This window comes from Streptomyces sp. NPDC087906 (assembly GCF_055584925.1).
The window spans coordinates 328397-343041 of the sequence record NZ_JBVJLC010000002.1; the positions used below are offsets into that span (position 1 = coordinate 328397).

Consider the following 14645-nt stretch of genomic DNA (forward strand, 5'->3'; position numbering starts at 1 on the left):
AGCGGAGTAGCGGGAGCGGGACGGCTCAACTCATATGAGCCGTCCCGCTCCTTGCGCGTGGCGCGGTGAGACCGGCGCGCCTTCGCTCTCGCGGCGGCACGAGACGGCCGCCCAGACCGCTTTCCCGTCCGTGTCGGGGGTCGTCCAGCCCCAGGTGTCGCTGAGGCAGTCGACTATGTGCAGTCCCCGCCCCGACTGGGCGAGCTGATCCGGTTCCTTGACCTGCGGGACGCGGGCGCTGTGGTCGCACACGGCGAACAGCACCGTGCCCTCGCGGCGCATCAGGCCCAGCCAGACGGCCTGCGAAGGAGAGGACCAGGCGGGAAAGCCGCCGAGTCCGTACCGCAGGGCGTTGCTGAGGAGTTCGGAGACGATCAGCGCCGCGTTGTCCACGAGCGGGCTGAGCGCCCAGCGGTTCAGGATCGTGCCGGTGAACCGGCGCCCCTCGCCCACCGCTTGCTTGTCCGCCGACAGCGCGCGGGCGGTGAATCCGGCTGTCGTGTACGGAGTTGTGGTGTCCGGCTCGTCGAACGGGAACGCGTCGCGCGAGACGCGCTCCAGCAGACGGCCGACGGGAGCGCCGGGTAATGCGCCTAATGGTCCGGTTGAGCCAGATGTCATCGCGTTCTCCGTGGGGGCCGGTGGTGACAAGTGGGTGATCGGCGCCCACTATCCCCCTCCAAAGGATGGTGCCGCAACTGCATCTGCAATTACAGTCGTTGGAGTGCAGTTGCGGCCTCAAGTGCAGATGCAATTGCATTCGGGTGACGCCTGGTCAGGCGCGCGACTCATCAAGGAGTGGGTGGAATGGCAGAGTTCGAGAACGGAACACGGTCGGACCGGATCGACGGCGCCGCGTGGCGCAAGAGCCGGCACAGCGCCCCCGGGGGCAACTGCGTGGAGGTCGCCGAGCTGTCCGACGGCAGCATCGCGGTCCGCAACTCCCGTCATCCGCAGGGTCCTGCGCTGGTCTACACCCGCGCCGAGATCGCCGCTTTCGTGGCCGGGGCCAAGGACGGAGAGTTCGACACGCTGACGCACTGAGAGCGACGTCATGGGCGGCGACCGGCCCTCCCCGCTGTACGCGACCGGGTGCGGGATGGAAGACTGGGGCTTTCGTGTCCGCGTAGTGACTTACGGGAGTTGTCATGACCGCCATGCCGCGGCCGTCCGGTGAACAGCCTTCGTTACGGCGCTACTTGGACCAACCGATCGGGCCGACCGCACTGCGCATCCTGCTGGGCGGCCGACTCCGGCGGCTGCGCCAGGCCCGTGACATCTCGCGGGTGGACGCGGGCAAGGCGATCCGGGCATCGGACGCGAAGATCACCCGCATGGAGCGCGGCCAGGTCGGCTTCAAGCAGCAGGACGTGGCCGACCTGCTGACGCTCTACAGCGTCCTGGGCGACGAAGAGCGCGCCGAATACGTGGAGATGACCAGGCAGGCCAATCTGCCGGGCTGGTACCACCGGTACAGCGATGTGCTGGAGAACTGGTTCGAGCTGCACATCGGCCTGGAAGAGGCGGCCTCGCTGATCCGCACCTACGAGGTCCAGTTCCTGCCCGGTCTGCTCCAGACGCCCGACTACGCCCGCGTGGTCACCCGGCTCGGCTACCCGGACGCGTCCGACGCGAAGATCAACCGCCTGGTCGAACTGCGCATGGAGCGCCAGCGGCTGCTCACCAGGCCGGGCGCGCCGACGCTCTGGGCGGTCGTCGACGAGGCCGTCCTGCGCCGCCCCTTCGGCGGGGCCAAGGTGGTGCGCGCCCAGTTGGAGCACCTCCTGGCGGTGACCCGGCTGCCCAACATCACGCTGCAGATCGCGCCGTTCAGCGTGGGCGCGCGAGCCGCGGCCGGCACGCCGATCACCATCCTGCGGTTCAACGAGCCGGATCTGCCGGACAAGGTCTATCTGGAGCAGCTCACCGGCGCGGTCTATCTCGACAAGCAGGAAGAGATCGACCAGTACTCGCTGATCATGGACCGGCTGGTCACCGAGGCCGAGTTGCCGCAGGAGACCGTGCCCCGGCTCGAAGCGCTCCTCAAGCAGGGCGACTGACGCTCCGCGCGCCGGACACGTCCTGGACCGACACCGTCTGGTTCACGCAGCGCAGGACGGGCGCCGCGGTGAGATCGTCCGGGTCCAGTCGGCGCCCGGTGCTGACCCGGAACGTCGCCGTCTCGCCCGGCAGGAGTGTCAGCAGCATGTCGTCGACCGCGGCGGCCGGGTCGAGCCGGTCGGGGAACAGGGCGAGGTCGCGCAGGAGGGTGCGGGCGGTGACCGCGACCTCGTATCCGCCCGGGACTTGCTCCACCGAGGCGTCGTAGCGGGCGGGCGGCAGGGCCGCCCGGTCGTCCTCCGTGCAGAGCAAGACGGTGCGGTGGCCGTCGAGTCGGGCGACGAGCAGTTCGGCGGCCGGGTCGGCAGGGCGGGTCAGGGAGTCGGCGAGCGGCACCCTTAGCTGGTCGCGCGCGGGCACCCGCAGCTCCTGGGCCGTCGTGGCCTCCGGGGCCCCGTCGAACCGGTGGCGGGTCACGCCGAGGGTGCCGTGCCAGGGCTCGGCGCTGTCGTTGACGACCACGAGTGCGCCGTCCTGGAAGGTCAGCAGCCGGTCCGCGTAGACCCGGCGCAGCGCGTACCACAGCGGCTTGCGGCGGCCGTCACCGTCGACGGCCGACCAAGAGGTCACCGGCCAGCAGTCGTTGAGCTGCCAGACGATGGTGCCCCGGCAGTACGGCGCGAGGGCGCGGAAGCGCTCGATGCCGTAGGTGAGCGCCCGCGCCTGGTTGAGCTGGGTGAGGTAGTGCCAGTCGTCGTAGCCGGCGGGCGGCGGCAGATGCCCGCGCAGACCGCGCAGCAGCTTGCCGTTGCCGTCCTCCGCCTTCTGGTGGTGCAGCACCAGCGGGGCGTCCGGGGCCAGTTCGCCGGTGACGCCGCGGCGCAGCGTCGCGTGGGCGGGCGGGCCCTGGAAGCCGAACTCGGCGACGAAGCGCGGTGTGTAGGTGCCGTAGTGCGTGTAGTCCTCGCGGTTCCACACGTCCCAGATATGGGTCGTGCCGTGGTCCGGGGCGTTGGGGGCCAGGTCGGGGCGGCCCGCGTACGGACTGCCGGGCCAGTACGGGCGTGTCGGGTCCAACTCGGCCAGCACGGCGGGCAGCAGGTCGTAGTAGAACCCGGCGCCCCAGCTCCGGCCGGCCAGCTCCTCCTGCCATCCCCAGTCGGCGCGCCCTTCGATGTTCTCGTTGTTCCCGCACCACAGGATCAGCGAGGGGTGGCCGGCGAGCCGGGTGACGTTCTCCCTCGCCTCGGCTTCGACCTCCGACCTGAAGGGCTCCTCCTCGGGGTAGGCGGCGCAGGCGAAGGGGAAGTCCTGCCAGACCAGGAGGCCGAGCGCGTCGGCGAGTTCGTAGAAGTCGTCGCTCTCGTAGAGACCGCCGCCCCAGACCCGCAGGAGATTGATGTGGGCCTCGGTGGCCTGCGCGAAGCGCTCCGCGATCCGTTCGCGGGTGATACGGCTGGGAAAGCAGTCGTCGGGGATCCAGTTGACGCCCCTGACCAGGATCGGGGCGCCGTTGACACGGAGGGTGAAGGTCTCGCGGTCCAGGTCGACGGTGCGGAAACCCACCCGCCGGTGCCACGGTTGCGGTTCGTCGGGGCGGTCGGCCGGGCCGGACAGCCGTACCGTCACGTCGTAGAGGGGCTGTTCGCCGTGGCCGCGCGGCCACCACAGTCCGGGGCTGTCGACGGTGAGGTCGAGCCGGGCCGTGCGGCTGCCGGGGGCCAGGACCGCCTCGGCGCGTACGCCTGCCACCTCGGCGGTGACGGTCCTGGGCTGCTCGTCGGTCCTGTCGACGCGTACGTCGATCCGCAGGTGTCCTGTGCCGCCGTCCACCGTCGCCCGGGGGCGTACGTCGGCGAGCCGGGCGCCGCTCCAGCTCTCCAGGCCGATCGGCTTCCAGATCCCCGCGGTGACCAGGGTCGGTCCCCAGTCCCAGCCGAAGTTGCAGGCCATCTTGCGGATGAAGGGGTACGGCTCAGCGTAGGCGCCGGGCCGGGCGCCGAGCGCCGCCTGCTGGGCTTCGGCGTACGTGTAGGCCGAGTCGAAGCGGACGCTGAGCGTGTTCGCGCCCTCGCGGAGGAGATGGCGGACGGAGAAGCGGTAGGAGCGGTGCTGGTTGGCGGTCCGGCCGACGACGGTGCCGTTGAGGGTGAGGGTCGCCACGGTGTCGAGTCCCTGGCAGACCAGATCGGTGCGCTCGTGACCGTCGTCGCTCCAGGCGAACGTGGTGTCGTACTGCCATACCGTGCGGCCGATCCAGGACAGCCGCGTCTCGTTGTCGTCCAGATAGGGATCCGGGATCAGCCCGGCGGCCAGGAGGTCGGTGTGCACGCAGCCCGGCACCGCCGCGGGCACCTGTGAGATCTGGACGGCGCCGGAGGCGGCCGTCAGCGTCCAGCCGTCGTGCAGCGGGCGAAGGGTGCTCAACGAAGTCTCCTCGTCGCAGGTGCTGTTGGCCGTCAAACTTACCCACCCGACGGCTGAGGCGCGGGCGCGGCGTGATCAGTGCGGCGAACTCCGCCACGGGCCGGTGGCGTTGACGGGGAGAACTGTAAGTGTTCTTTACAACTGACGCCTATTGGACTAGACCTGGATCGGCTCACCTCACATCACCGAGCGCGGAAGGACCCCCCACATGATGATCCGTTCCAAACTGCTCGCGACAGCGGCCGCCCTGGCCTTCGCGAGTTCGCTCACCTTCCTGGGTGGCACGAACGCCGTCGCCGCGATCGCCGCGGACCCGTCGGTCGCCCCGGGCGGCAACTTCAACCTGTCGGTCTGGCAGCTCCAGGAGCCGGTGGGCTCCCCGGGCTCACCGACCACCATCTCGTCGTCCCGGCTCCAGGGGGCGAACGGGTTCCAGGACTCGTACTTCTACACCGACACCCGCGACGGCGCCATGACCTTCTGGGCACCGGAGAAGGGCGTCACCACGCCGAACTCCAACTACGCCCGGTCCGAGCTGCGGGAGATGAACAGCAACGGCAGCGCGGCGGACTGGTCGCTCAGCGGCTCCCACCGGCTGAGCGCGACGCTGCGCGTGGTGTCCGTGACGTCGAACGTCTGCGTCGGGCAGATCCACCTCGGCAGCGGCGGTTCGTCGACCAAGCCGCTGATCGAGCTGTACTACCACTCGAACGGCGACATCGTCGCGGGGATCGAGAACTCGCCGGACGGCGGCCAGACCCCGCACACCGTGGGCCATGTGTCGATCGGCAAGACGTGGACGTACACGATCGCCGTCTCCGGCGGCAACACGATCGATCTGACGGTCAACGGCAGCACGACGCACTACGCCATCCCGTCGTCCTTCAACGCGTACAAGCAGTACTTCAAGGCCGGCTCGTACAACCAGTCGTCCTCCGACAGCACCACGAAGGGCGCGCGCGTCGCGTTCTACGGGCTGACCGTGTCGCACGGCTGACACCTTTGACGACGGATCCCGTAACCGAGAGTGATACTATCGGTTACGGGATCCGTTCTCATGAGGAGTCTCGATGGACGAGCACGGCGCGCCGGGGCCGGACGCGAGCGTGCCCGCCGCCGGGCGGCAGCGGCCCGTGCGGCGGGCGCGGCGCCGCGACGCGGCCGAGAACAGGGAGCGCATCCTGGCGGCGGCGCGGCTGGCCTTCCAGGCGTCAGGGCCTGGCGTCAGCATGGAGGCCATCGCGCGGGAAGCGGGCATCGGCCCCGCCACGCTGTACCGGCACTTCGTCTCGAAGGACGCGCTGGTCTCCGAACTCGTCTCCGTCTTCTACGACAAGCTCCTCGGCCTCGCCGCCGAGGCGGCCGGCCATGAACCGGACGTCGCTCTCGACGAGTTCCTGCGGACGGTCGGTTGGCACATCGCCACCAGCCGGGGGATCCTGCCCCGGTCGTGGGGCGAGCTGGCGCGGCCCGAACAGGTCGGCAGGCTCCAGGAGATGACCGCCGAGCTGCTGGCCGGCGCCCAGCGCTCGGGGGCTGTCAACGCCCAACTCACCCTGACGGACGTGGCGATGGCTGTCTGGGCGCTGCGGGGCGTCATCGAGACGTCCGGTTCCGTGGCACCGGAAGTGTGGCAGCGCCATCTGGCGGTGGTGATGGCGGGTTTCCGCGCCGACCACCTCGATCTGCGCCGGCCGCCGCTCGAAGCACCGGACATCGCACGGGCCGCGGCGGGCGAGGTCTGACGGGTTACCCGGCGCGGTCGGCGGACCGGGGCAGCAGCGTCCCGTCGACGTAGAGGTCCACGCGCTCGTTGTAGAACGTGATCATGCCGGCGATGCCGGCGATCTGGTCCGTCGGGTGGTCGTACGCCCAGGCGATGTCCTCGTGGGTGGCGGCGTCGCCGTCGTACGACCAGTAGCCGCTCGTCGTGCCCTTGTACGGGCAACTGGTCACCGTGTCGGTGGGCCGAAGCCTGGTCAGGTCCACGTACGGGCGGTCGAGGTAGTACCGGGTCGGCAGGCCCGTCTCGAACAGCTTGACGCAGTGCGGCGCGTCCGCCAGCACGGCCCCGTCGATCTCCACGCGGACGCCGCTGGAGGAGCGCCGCGTGTCGACACGCGCGTAGGGGCTCCTGGGATGGACGAAGACCACCTCGTCCTCCTCGAACCAGGAGTCCAGCGCCTCCCACTCGAAGCGGACGGTGCCGTGCAGCGGCTCCGGGGCGTCGTCCGCCCACACCCACGCGGCGCCCGCCCTGATCTCGGAGCCGACCCGCAGGCTGTGCCGCCGCGCCGACCCGGCGCCGCGCGGTGCGCTGTGCCCCTCGTCGACGAGCGTCGCGTCGACCAAGTCCTCGATCGGGATGCTGAATTGGGGATAGGGGCGGTGCTCCCACACGTACAGCGCGCGCCGGGTGTCGAAGGCGACGCGGCCGCCGACCGTCCCCCGGATACACCGAGGCACCGGCTCGACGTGCCCGACCGGCACGATCAGCCCCGGGTACAGCACACTCTCGTCCGCCATGGGTGATCCCTCGGTCCACGGGTCGGATCTTGCCTGTTCCTCCAGAACATCACGGATCGACGCTCCGTGCGCGCCACGCTGCGAAATTCCGTTGCCCGGAAGGGGCCCGGAGGTGATGATCGGCGGATGCTCTCAACTCCCCCGGACGGCCGCGCCGGAATCGACGCCGCCCTGGTACAACGGCTGATCGCCGCACAGTTTCCGCGGTGGAGCGGGCTGCCGGTCACACCGGTCTCGGTGGACGGCTGGGACAACCGCACGTACCGCCTCGGCGAGCGGCTGACGGTCCGGCTGCCCACGGCCGAAGGCTATGTCCCGGCGGTCGCCAAGGAGAACCACTGGCTGCCTCTGCTGGCGCCGTCGCTGCCCGTGCCGATCCCCTCGATCCTGGGGGCGGGGGTGCCGGGCGAGGGATACCCGTTCCCGTGGTCGGTACGGGGCTGGCTGGACGGCGAGACCGCTCAGCCCGAACGTGTCGGCGAGTGGCGGCAGTTCGCGGTCTCGGTGGCGGAGTTCCTGCTCGCCCTCCAGCGGTGCGACGCCGCCGAGGGGCCGCTCGGCGGGGAGCACAGTTGGTACCGGGGAGCGTCGCCCGCCCACTACGACGACGAGACCCGGCGCTGTCTGACCGCGCTCAAGGGGCTGATCGACACGGACCGGGCGGCGGCTGTCTGGGACGCCGCGCTGGCCGCCGAGTGGACCGGCGATCCCGTCTGGTTCCACGGCGACATCGCGCCCGGCAATCTGCTGGTGAAGGACGGAAAGCTGGCGGCCGCCATCGACTTCGGCACATCGGGGGTCGGCGACCCGGCCTGCGACCTGGTCATCGCCTGGGGGATGCTCTCGGGGGACAGCAGGGAAGCGTTCCGGCGCACCGTCGCGCAGGACGACGGCACCTGGGCGCGGGCCAGGGGCTGGGCGCTGTGGAAGGCGATGCTGGTGCTCAGCCAGTCGGTCGAGTCGGATCCGGCGCTGGCGGCGGTCAACCGGCACATCATCGGCGAAGTCCTCGACGACTACGCCGAGTTCGGCTGAGGTTGCCGAGTTCGGCTGAGCCGGGGCTGTCGCTTCGCTCAGTGGTTGGCCTCGGAGCCGGTCAGCGCGGCCAGCACCTCCTGCGCGTGCGCCGTGCCCGCCAGGTCGCCGAGGGTGAGCAGCCCCACCAACTGCCCGTCGTCCGCCACGACGGGCAGTCGGCGCAGGCCGTGCACGGCCATGGTCTCCGCCGCCTCGCACACCGACGTGTCAGGACCGACGGTGGTCAGGTCCCCGGAGACGGCGGCGAGCGCCACCGCGGGGCCCGCGATGGTGCCCTCGGCGACGACGCGTACCACGATGTCGCGGTCCGTGACGATGCCGTGCACCCCCTCGTCCGAGGTGACCAGCACACATCCCACGTCCGCGTCGCGCATGCAGGAGGCCACGGACGTGAGGGACATGTACGGCGGAACGGTGAGGAGTTTCGTACTCATCAGTTCACGTACGTAGTGCATCGGCGCATCCGAATCGTTGTGGGCGCGTCCTTGGCTCCAGTCTGGAACACGCCGTGCCCCGCCGCATCCCCGCCTGCCTCACGTTCCCCACCCCACCCATTGCGTCTCATTGACGAGAACAGCGCGCCACGCTATCGTCGCACTGACGAAAAGAGCGACAACAGGGGGACTCCATGGCCGACATCACCCGGCGCTTCGGCTGGCGCCATCTGCGTTCCGCACCCACGGCCCACATCCGCCACCACAAGCGCGGCACGCTGGTCCACGACGGTCCAGGACAGAGCTTCTGGTTCCGCGCGCTCTCCGCCGCGATCTCGGAAGTCCCGGTCGAGGACCGCGAGTTGGCCATGATGTTCCACGCCAGGACCGCCGACTTCCAGGACGTCACCGTGCAGGCCACCGTCACGTACCGGATCAGCGACCCGGCACTCGCCGCGGCCCGGCTCGACTTCTCGGTCGACCCGGACAGCGGCGGCTGGCGCGCGGCGCCGCTGGAGCAGCTCGGCACGCTGCTCACCGAGACGGCGCAGCAGCACGCGCTGGACGTGCTCTCCCGTACGCCGCTCGCCGTCGCGCTCGCGGACGGCGTCGCCTCGGTGCGCGAGCGGATCGGCGCCGGGCTCACGGCCGAGCCCCGGCTGCCGGCCACCGGTATCGAGGTCGTCGCCACCCGGGTCGTCGCGATCCGCCCGGAGGCGGACGTCGAGCGTGCGCTGCGTACCCCCGCGCGCGAACTGATCCAGCAGGAGGCCGACCGGGCGACCTACGAGCGGCGCGCGGTCGCGGTCGAGCGCGAGCGGACCATCGCCGAGAACGAACTCTCCAGCAAGATCGAACTGGCCCGCCGCGAGGAGGAGTTGGTCGAGCAGCACGGCACGAACGCCCGCCGGGAGGCCGAGGAGAGCGCGGCGGCCGACGCCGTACGGGCCGAGGCCGAGGCGTCGCGTACGGTCCGGCTGGCCAAGGCGGAGGCCGAGGCGGCGCGGGAGAACGGCGCGGCGCGGGCCGCGGCGCAGACCGCCTGGCTGCGCGCGCACGCCGAGGTGGACACCGCGACCCTGCACGCGCTGGCCGCGACCCTGGTCGCCGGGAATCTGCCGCACATCGACAATCTGACCCTCTCCCCCGACGTGCTGACCGGACTGCTCAGCAAGCTGGGCAGCGCGGACGGGGCGCGGCCGTGAGTCTCGCGCCGCGCGCGGTGCTGGTGCGCCGCACCAGCGAGTACGAGGAGCTGCTCGCCCGGCACGGCACGCACGGCCAGGCCGCGTTCTTCCTGTCGTCGCGCGGCCGGAGCATCGACGAGGTGCTGCTGCGCCACGAACGGCTGCGCCAGGCCCTGGCGCAGGTCGCCGCGGCCGTACCGCTGCAATGGCGGCAGGCCCAGGTGGAACGGGCGGATCTGGACCGCTTCCTCTTCGCACCCGAGGACGTGGTGGTGGTCGTCGGACCCGACGGCCTCGTCGCCAACGCGGCCAAGTACCTCGCGGGGCAGCCGGTGATCGGCATCGACACCGACCCGGGCCGCAACCCCGGCGTCCTGGTCCGCCACCGCGCGTCCGACACGGCCGCGCTGCTCCACGCGGCCGTCGCGGCGTCCGGCACGTACGACGAACTCACCATGGTCGAGGCGGTCACCGACGACACGCAGCGGCTGCTGGCGCTGAACGAGATCTACGTGGGCAGCGCGGGCCACCAGACGGCCCGCTACCGGATCGGCCCCGACGACGGGTCCGTGCCCATGGAGCAGCAGGCATCGTCGGGCGTCCTCGTCGGCACGGGTACGGGCGCCACGGGCTGGCTCAGCTCCCTGCGCCAGGAACGCGCCACCGCACTCCCCCCACCGGACCCGACGGACCCCCGGCTGGTCTGGTACGTACGCGAGGCGTGGCCGTCACCGACCACCGGCACGGCCCAGGTCGAGGGCGTACTGACCCGCCGCGACTCGCTGCGCCTGACGGTCGAGTCCGACCGGCTGATCGCCTTCGGCGACGGCATGGAGAGCGACGCGCTGGAACTAACCTGGGGCCAGTCCCTCCGCCTGACCACGTCGGCGACGACGCTGCGGCTGCTGAACTGAGCGGCCCGGCGCGGCCCGTGCGGCGCACGGAGCGGGTTGTTGCGCCACGTGAAAGTTCTGCGACAGCGGAGGAATTCGGGTGACCTGGGCACCTTGCCTTCCTAGAGTCACCGTGTACCTGCCATCTTCTGCTCATCGCGTCGGAGGAATTTCTGTGCGCAAGAGAGTCATCACGTCCACTGCCGTCGCCCTCGGCCTGATGCTGGCGATCCCGGCGTCCGCCGCAGGGGCCGGGGCCGGGGATCCCGGGATCGGCGACCCGTACTACCCGACCTACGGGAACGGCGGCTACGACGTCTCGCACTACGACCTGGACCTCGACTACCGGCCGGCCACCGACCGGCTGTCCGGTACCGCCACGGTCACGGCGACCGCGACCCAGGGGCTGACCAGCTTCGACCTGGACTTCGCGCTCGACGTGAGCAAGGTACGGGTCAACGGCCGTACCGCGCGGTTCGCCAGTAGTGGCGAACAGGAGCTCGTCGTCACGCCCGACCGGCCGATCTCGCGCGGCCAACGGATCACCGTGGCCGTCACCTACTCGGGTGTGCCGTCCACCGTGAAGCGCTACGGCTTCACCTCCTGGCAGCGCACGCCGGACGGTGGGGTCGCCGCCAACGAGCCCGAGTCGGCGTGGTGGTGGTTCCCCAGCAACGACCACCCGCTGGACAAGGCGAGTTACGACGTGACCGTGCGGGTGCCGAAGGGCTCGCAGGCGGTCAGCAACGGCTCGCTGCTCTCGTCGCGTACGGCGGCCGGCCTGACCAGCTACCACTGGCGGCAGAGCAAGCCGCAGGCCACGTATCTGGCGACGCTCGCCGTCGGCAAGTTCGACATCACGCACAGCCGCACCCGCGCGGGCGTGCCCGTCGTCAACGCGTACAGCAAGGATCTGGGTGCGAACGCGGCCAACGCCCGCGCCAGCGTGGAGCGTACCGGCGAGATCATCGACTTCCTGAGCGGCTACTTCGGCCCGTACCCCTTCGACTCCGTCGGCGGTTACGTGCCGAACGTGACGTCGGGGTTCGCCCTGGAGGCGCAGACCCGGCCGTTCTACAGCCCGAAGTTCTTCGCCAAGGGCCCCGACACCTCCGTGGTCGCGCACGAGTTGGCGCACCAGTGGTGGGGCGACGACGTCTCGCTCGCCCGCTGGTCCGACATCTGGCTGAACGAGGGCTTCGCCGGGTACGCCGAGTACCTGTGGGCCGAGCACGAGAAGACCGGCACCCCGCAGGAACTCGCCCAGCGGGTGTACGACGCGCACCCGGCCGACGACCCGTTCTGGACGGTCAAGCCCGGTGACCCCGGGGCGCAGAACCAGTTCGACGACGCCGTCTACGACCGGGGCGCCGTCGCCATCCAGGCGCTGCGCACCACCATCGGCGACCGCGACTTCTTCGCGCTGCTGAAGGCGTGGCCCGCCACGCACCGGTACGGCAACGGGACCATCGCCGAGTTCCAGCGGCTCGCGGAGAAGCTGTCGGGGAAGGATCTGGGCGACTTCTTCCAGACCTGGCTGTACACCCCGGCCAAGCCGGCCGTGTTCCCGGCTCCCTGACGATTCGTCAGCTTCCGGCGGGCGGGCCGTATCCCGGTCCGCCCGCCGTCGTCGTGGTCTCAGTCGTCACACGATCTGGACGACATGCTTCCCCCGTACACCGCCCGCCTCCAGCGCCCGGTGCGCGGCGGCGATGCCGTCGAGCGGGTGGACGGTGTCCACCACGGGGCGGATCGCGCCGCTCTCCACGTACCCGGCCAGTTCGGCGAAGAGATCGTGCTGGGGGTTGCCGCTGAAGAAGCGGACCCGGCGCGATCCGTAGACCGTCGAGGTGACGAGGTACGACAGCGAGGGCAGCAGCCGGTCGAGGTCGAAGGCGATCGACACCATCCGGCCGCCCGGGGCCAACAGCTTGCGGTACGCGGCGTGTTCGCTGCCGACCGTGTCCAGGACGACGTCGAACGTGCCGAGTTCGGACGGCCCTGTCGTCGCGTAGCTGAGGACCTCGTCGGCGCCCAACTCGCGCACGAAATCCAGGTTCTTGGGCCCGGCGAGCGCGGTGACACGGGCGCCGAGCGCCTTGCCGAGCTGGACGGCGACGCTGCCGACGCCCCCGCTGGCGCCCCGGACGAGCAGCCGCTCGCCAGGCGCGAGACGCGCCTTGGCCTTCAGGGCCGTGATCGCGGTCGTACCGGTCGCGGGCAATGACGCGGCCTCCACCAGGGTGCTGCCCTTGGGGGCGAAGGAGAGCTGCCGGGGGCGGACGGCCACATACTCCGCGGCGCTGCCGAACCGGCCGCGCGGCAGCGCTCCCCACACCCGGTCGCCCACCCGCAGCCCGGTCACCGAGCCGCCGGCCGCCGCGATCTCGCCCGCGAAGTCGATGCCGGTCCGCTGCGGAAAGCGGCGGCCCGTCACCAGCCGCACCCGTCCGGCGCGGCCCGCCAGCTCGCCGCCGTTGACGCTCGTCGCATGGACCCGGACGAGCACTTCTCCGGGTCCCGGGGACGGCGCCGGTGTGTGGCCCACGTACAGCACATCGGGCGGGCCGTAGCTGTCGTAGAGCGCGGTGCGCATCTCGTTCATCCGGTGTTCCTGTTCTCTGCCTCGCCCGCTGCCGAAGACCGGCCGGCGCAATCGGCCGGCACAAGTGGCGAGGGGCTTCCACTTAGACTGCCATCACGGTAACGCGACAACCGGAAGGCACCTTCCGTCTGAGTGAAAGTGAGAGACATGCCTGCTCAGCCCTCTCAAAAGCGTTCGGCGGCCGACCGCGGGGCCGAGCTGCGCGCCGATGCCCGGCACAACCGGGAGCGCATCCTGAAGGCCGCCCGCGAGACCTACGCGGCCGACGGGATCGACGCGCCGCTCACCACGATCGCCCGGCGGGCCGGGGTCGGGGTCGCCACCCTGTACCGGCGGTTCCCGACGCGCGCCTCGCTCGTCACCGAGGCGTTCGCCGAGCAACTGGCCCACTGCGTGGCGGTACTTGACGAGGCGCTTGGCGATCCCGACCCCTGGCGCGGTTTCTGCTCCGTCATCGAGAAGGTGTGTCTGATGCAGGCGGCCGACCGGGGCTTCACCGACGCCTTCCTCACCGAGTTCCCCGACGAGACCGGCTTCGGCCGGCAGCGGATCCGTGCCGAGCGCGGCCTCGCCGAGCTGGTGCGGCGCGCCAAGGACGCGGGGCAGCTCCGCGCGGACTTCGACCACACGGACGTCACCCTCGTGCTGCTGGCCAACGGCGGTGTCATCGCCCGCTCCCGGCAGGGCTCGCCCGCCGCCACCCGGCGGCTGGTCGGCTATCTGCTCCAGTCCTTCCGGGCGGACGGCGCCAGGCCGCTGCCGCCGCCCGCACCGCTGGACCTGGACCAGATCTACGGGCCTGTCGGTCGATGACAGCGATCCGGTCGATGACGGCGATCAGTCGGTGACGGTGATGTGGTGCGCGAGAGCCGTCACGGCCAGCTCCCCGTGGTCGGCCCAGTTCGGGAAGGCCAGCGTCTTGTGCGTGGTGGACGCCGGGGGCGTCACCTCCAGGTAGGCGGCGTGCGCGGCGCCCGAGGTGCCGGTGTTCGCGTGCGTCCACGCGATGACCGCCTGGGCGGCCTGCCCCGGCTTCAGCTCGACGACCTGCTTCCCGGGGTTGCCCGCGTACCAGGTGGAGCCCCGGTCGGTGCGCGTGGTCAGCGCCTTGTGCTGCGCGTTCTCCAGGCCGAGGCCCGGGTACCCGAGCAGCGCACAGGTGCGGCTGCTCGTGTTCTTCAGCTCCAGCACCGCGCCCTGGTGGTTCATCCCGCCGGCCAGCGGCTGGTGCAGCGAGGCCGCCAGGCCCGCGGTGGTGCAGGTCGGCAGCGCGGCCCCCGCGCCGGTGGACACGGTGCCCGCCTGCGCCGCCCCGACGCCGGTCACGGCCAGCAGGGCGGTGGCAGCGGCGGCCACGACGATCCTGCGCGTCGTCCGCTTGCCCGTGGCTGCCGTTCCGTCGTACTTCATCATCTCTGTCGCCTCTCTCCGTCGAACCGTCGAGCCGTACAACACGTTCGATGCCGCCCGCGCC

Annotated in this window: 15 protein-coding genes; 9 read left to right on the top strand and 6 right to left on the bottom strand. The window is 71.1% G+C overall.

The features are described 5' to 3' along the window. Positions 1-30 precede the first annotated feature (30 nt). Positions 31-621 (bottom strand): ATP-binding protein, encoded by a 591-nt coding sequence (locus ACZ63I_RS06800; protein WP_469336079.1) that lies wholly within the window; start codon positions 619-621, stop codon positions 31-33. Positions 622-807: 186 nt separating this feature from the next. Between ACZ63I_RS06800 and ACZ63I_RS06805 the strand changes: the two genes are divergently transcribed. Together ACZ63I_RS06805 and ACZ63I_RS06810 are read left to right on the top strand one after the other, a co-directional pair. Further along, the gene (locus ACZ63I_RS06805; protein WP_469336081.1) at positions 808-1044 is read left to right on the top strand and encodes a DUF397 domain-containing protein; all 237 of its coding nucleotides are present in this window, start codon (positions 808-810) and stop codon (positions 1042-1044) included. A gap of 104 nt (positions 1045-1148) precedes the next feature. After that, entirely contained in the window at positions 1149-2060 is a 912-nt protein-coding gene (locus ACZ63I_RS06810) for a DUF5753 domain-containing protein (protein WP_469336083.1), read from the top strand. Here ACZ63I_RS06810 and ACZ63I_RS06815 read toward each other — a convergent pair. Next, entirely contained in the window at positions 2044-4488 is a 2445-nt protein-coding gene (locus tag ACZ63I_RS06815; protein ID WP_469336085.1) for a glycoside hydrolase family 2 protein, read from the bottom strand. The genes ACZ63I_RS06810 and ACZ63I_RS06815 overlap by 17 nt on opposite strands. Before the next feature lie 211 nt (positions 4489-4699). Here ACZ63I_RS06815 and ACZ63I_RS06820 point away from each other — a divergent pair, with 211 nt between their 5' ends. Together ACZ63I_RS06820 and ACZ63I_RS06825 are read left to right on the top strand one after the other, a co-directional pair. Then, the gene (locus tag ACZ63I_RS06820) at positions 4700-5485 is read left to right on the top strand and encodes a polysaccharide lyase family 7 protein (protein ID WP_469337016.1); all 786 of its coding nucleotides are present in this window, start codon (positions 4700-4702) and stop codon (positions 5483-5485) included. Between the two features lie 73 nt (positions 5486-5558). After that, a complete protein-coding gene (locus ACZ63I_RS06825) occupies positions 5559-6233 on the top strand; it encodes a TetR/AcrR family transcriptional regulator (protein WP_469336087.1) in 675 nt (224 codons plus the stop codon). 4 nt (positions 6234-6237) lie between these two features. Here ACZ63I_RS06825 and ACZ63I_RS06830 read toward each other — a convergent pair whose 3' ends face one another. Further along, positions 6238-7014: a DUF427 domain-containing protein gene (locus tag ACZ63I_RS06830; RefSeq protein WP_469336089.1), complete on the bottom strand. Its 777-nt coding sequence runs from the start codon at positions 7012-7014 to the stop codon at positions 6238-6240. Between the two features lie 126 nt (positions 7015-7140). Between ACZ63I_RS06830 and ACZ63I_RS06835 the strand changes: the two genes are divergently transcribed. Further along, a complete protein-coding gene (locus ACZ63I_RS06835) occupies positions 7141-8049 on the top strand; it encodes an aminoglycoside phosphotransferase family protein (RefSeq protein WP_469336090.1) in 909 nt (302 codons plus the stop codon). 38 nt (positions 8050-8087) lie between these two features. On the opposite strand, the gene ACZ63I_RS06840 is transcribed toward ACZ63I_RS06835, so the two are convergent. Then, positions 8088-8507 (bottom strand): CBS domain-containing protein, encoded by a 420-nt coding sequence (locus ACZ63I_RS06840; protein WP_469336092.1) that lies wholly within the window; start codon positions 8505-8507, stop codon positions 8088-8090. Between the two features lie 173 nt (positions 8508-8680). Here ACZ63I_RS06840 and ACZ63I_RS06845 point away from each other — a divergent pair, with 173 nt between their 5' ends. The 3 genes from ACZ63I_RS06845 (at position 8681) to ACZ63I_RS06855 (ending at position 12145) form a co-directional block, all read left to right on the top strand. Next, positions 8681-9691: an SPFH domain-containing protein gene (locus ACZ63I_RS06845; protein WP_469336094.1), complete on the top strand. Its 1011-nt coding sequence runs from the start codon at positions 8681-8683 to the stop codon at positions 9689-9691. Further along, the gene (locus ACZ63I_RS06850; protein ID WP_469336096.1) at positions 9688-10587 is read left to right on the top strand and encodes a hypothetical protein; all 900 of its coding nucleotides are present in this window, start codon (positions 9688-9690) and stop codon (positions 10585-10587) included. Before ACZ63I_RS06845 ends, ACZ63I_RS06850 begins: the two co-directional genes overlap by 4 nt. 199 nt (positions 10588-10786) lie before the next feature. Next, a complete protein-coding gene (locus ACZ63I_RS06855; RefSeq protein WP_469337018.1) occupies positions 10787-12145 on the top strand; it encodes a M1 family metallopeptidase in 1359 nt (452 codons plus the stop codon). Between the two features lie 66 nt (positions 12146-12211). On the opposite strand, the gene ACZ63I_RS06860 is transcribed toward ACZ63I_RS06855, so the two are convergent. Further along, positions 12212-13171 carry an NAD(P)-dependent alcohol dehydrogenase gene (locus tag ACZ63I_RS06860; protein WP_469336097.1) on the bottom strand — a complete coding sequence of 320 codons (960 nt, stop codon included), beginning with the start codon at positions 13169-13171 and terminating at the stop codon, positions 12212-12214. Between the two features lie 147 nt (positions 13172-13318). On the opposite strand from ACZ63I_RS06860, the gene ACZ63I_RS06865 reads away from it, so the two are divergent. Next, positions 13319-13984: a TetR/AcrR family transcriptional regulator gene (locus tag ACZ63I_RS06865; RefSeq protein ID WP_469336099.1), complete on the top strand. Its 666-nt coding sequence runs from the start codon at positions 13319-13321 to the stop codon at positions 13982-13984. Positions 13985-14008: 24 nt separating this feature from the next. Here the strand turns inward: ACZ63I_RS06865 and ACZ63I_RS06870 are convergent, their stop codons facing one another. Then, entirely contained in the window at positions 14009-14584 is a 576-nt protein-coding gene (locus ACZ63I_RS06870) for a DUF4232 domain-containing protein (RefSeq protein WP_469336101.1), read from the bottom strand. Between the last annotated feature and the right edge of the window lie 61 nt (positions 14585-14645).

Excerpts from the sequence above, each read along its gene's own strand:
- ACZ63I_RS06800 (WP_469336079.1), bottom strand. The coding sequence starts at position 621 with ATGACATCTGGCTCAACCGGACCATTAGGCGCATTACCCGGCGCTCCC.
- ACZ63I_RS06805 (WP_469336081.1), top strand. The coding sequence starts at position 808 with ATGGCAGAGTTCGAGAACGGAACACGGTCGGACCGGATCGACGGCGCC.
- ACZ63I_RS06810 (WP_469336083.1), top strand. The coding sequence starts at position 1,149 with ATGACCGCCATGCCGCGGCCGTCCGGTGAACAGCCTTCGTTACGGCGC.
- ACZ63I_RS06820 (WP_469337016.1), top strand. The coding sequence starts at position 4,700 with ATGATCCGTTCCAAACTGCTCGCGACAGCGGCCGCCCTGGCCTTCGCG.
- ACZ63I_RS06825 (WP_469336087.1), top strand. The coding sequence starts at position 5,559 with ATGGACGAGCACGGCGCGCCGGGGCCGGACGCGAGCGTGCCCGCCGCC.
- ACZ63I_RS06830 (WP_469336089.1), bottom strand. The coding sequence starts at position 7,014 with ATGGCGGACGAGAGTGTGCTGTACCCGGGGCTGATCGTGCCGGTCGGG.
- ACZ63I_RS06835 (WP_469336090.1), top strand. The coding sequence starts at position 7,141 with ATGCTCTCAACTCCCCCGGACGGCCGCGCCGGAATCGACGCCGCCCTG.
- ACZ63I_RS06840 (WP_469336092.1), bottom strand. The coding sequence starts at position 8,507 with ATGCACTACGTACGTGAACTGATGAGTACGAAACTCCTCACCGTTCCG.
- ACZ63I_RS06845 (WP_469336094.1), top strand. The coding sequence starts at position 8,681 with ATGGCCGACATCACCCGGCGCTTCGGCTGGCGCCATCTGCGTTCCGCA.
- ACZ63I_RS06855 (WP_469337018.1), top strand. The coding sequence starts at position 10,787 with ATGCTGGCGATCCCGGCGTCCGCCGCAGGGGCCGGGGCCGGGGATCCC.
- ACZ63I_RS06860 (WP_469336097.1), bottom strand. The coding sequence starts at position 13,171 with ATGAACGAGATGCGCACCGCGCTCTACGACAGCTACGGCCCGCCCGAT.
- ACZ63I_RS06865 (WP_469336099.1), top strand. The coding sequence starts at position 13,319 with ATGCCTGCTCAGCCCTCTCAAAAGCGTTCGGCGGCCGACCGCGGGGCC.
- ACZ63I_RS06870 (WP_469336101.1), bottom strand. The coding sequence starts at position 14,584 with ATGATGAAGTACGACGGAACGGCAGCCACGGGCAAGCGGACGACGCGC.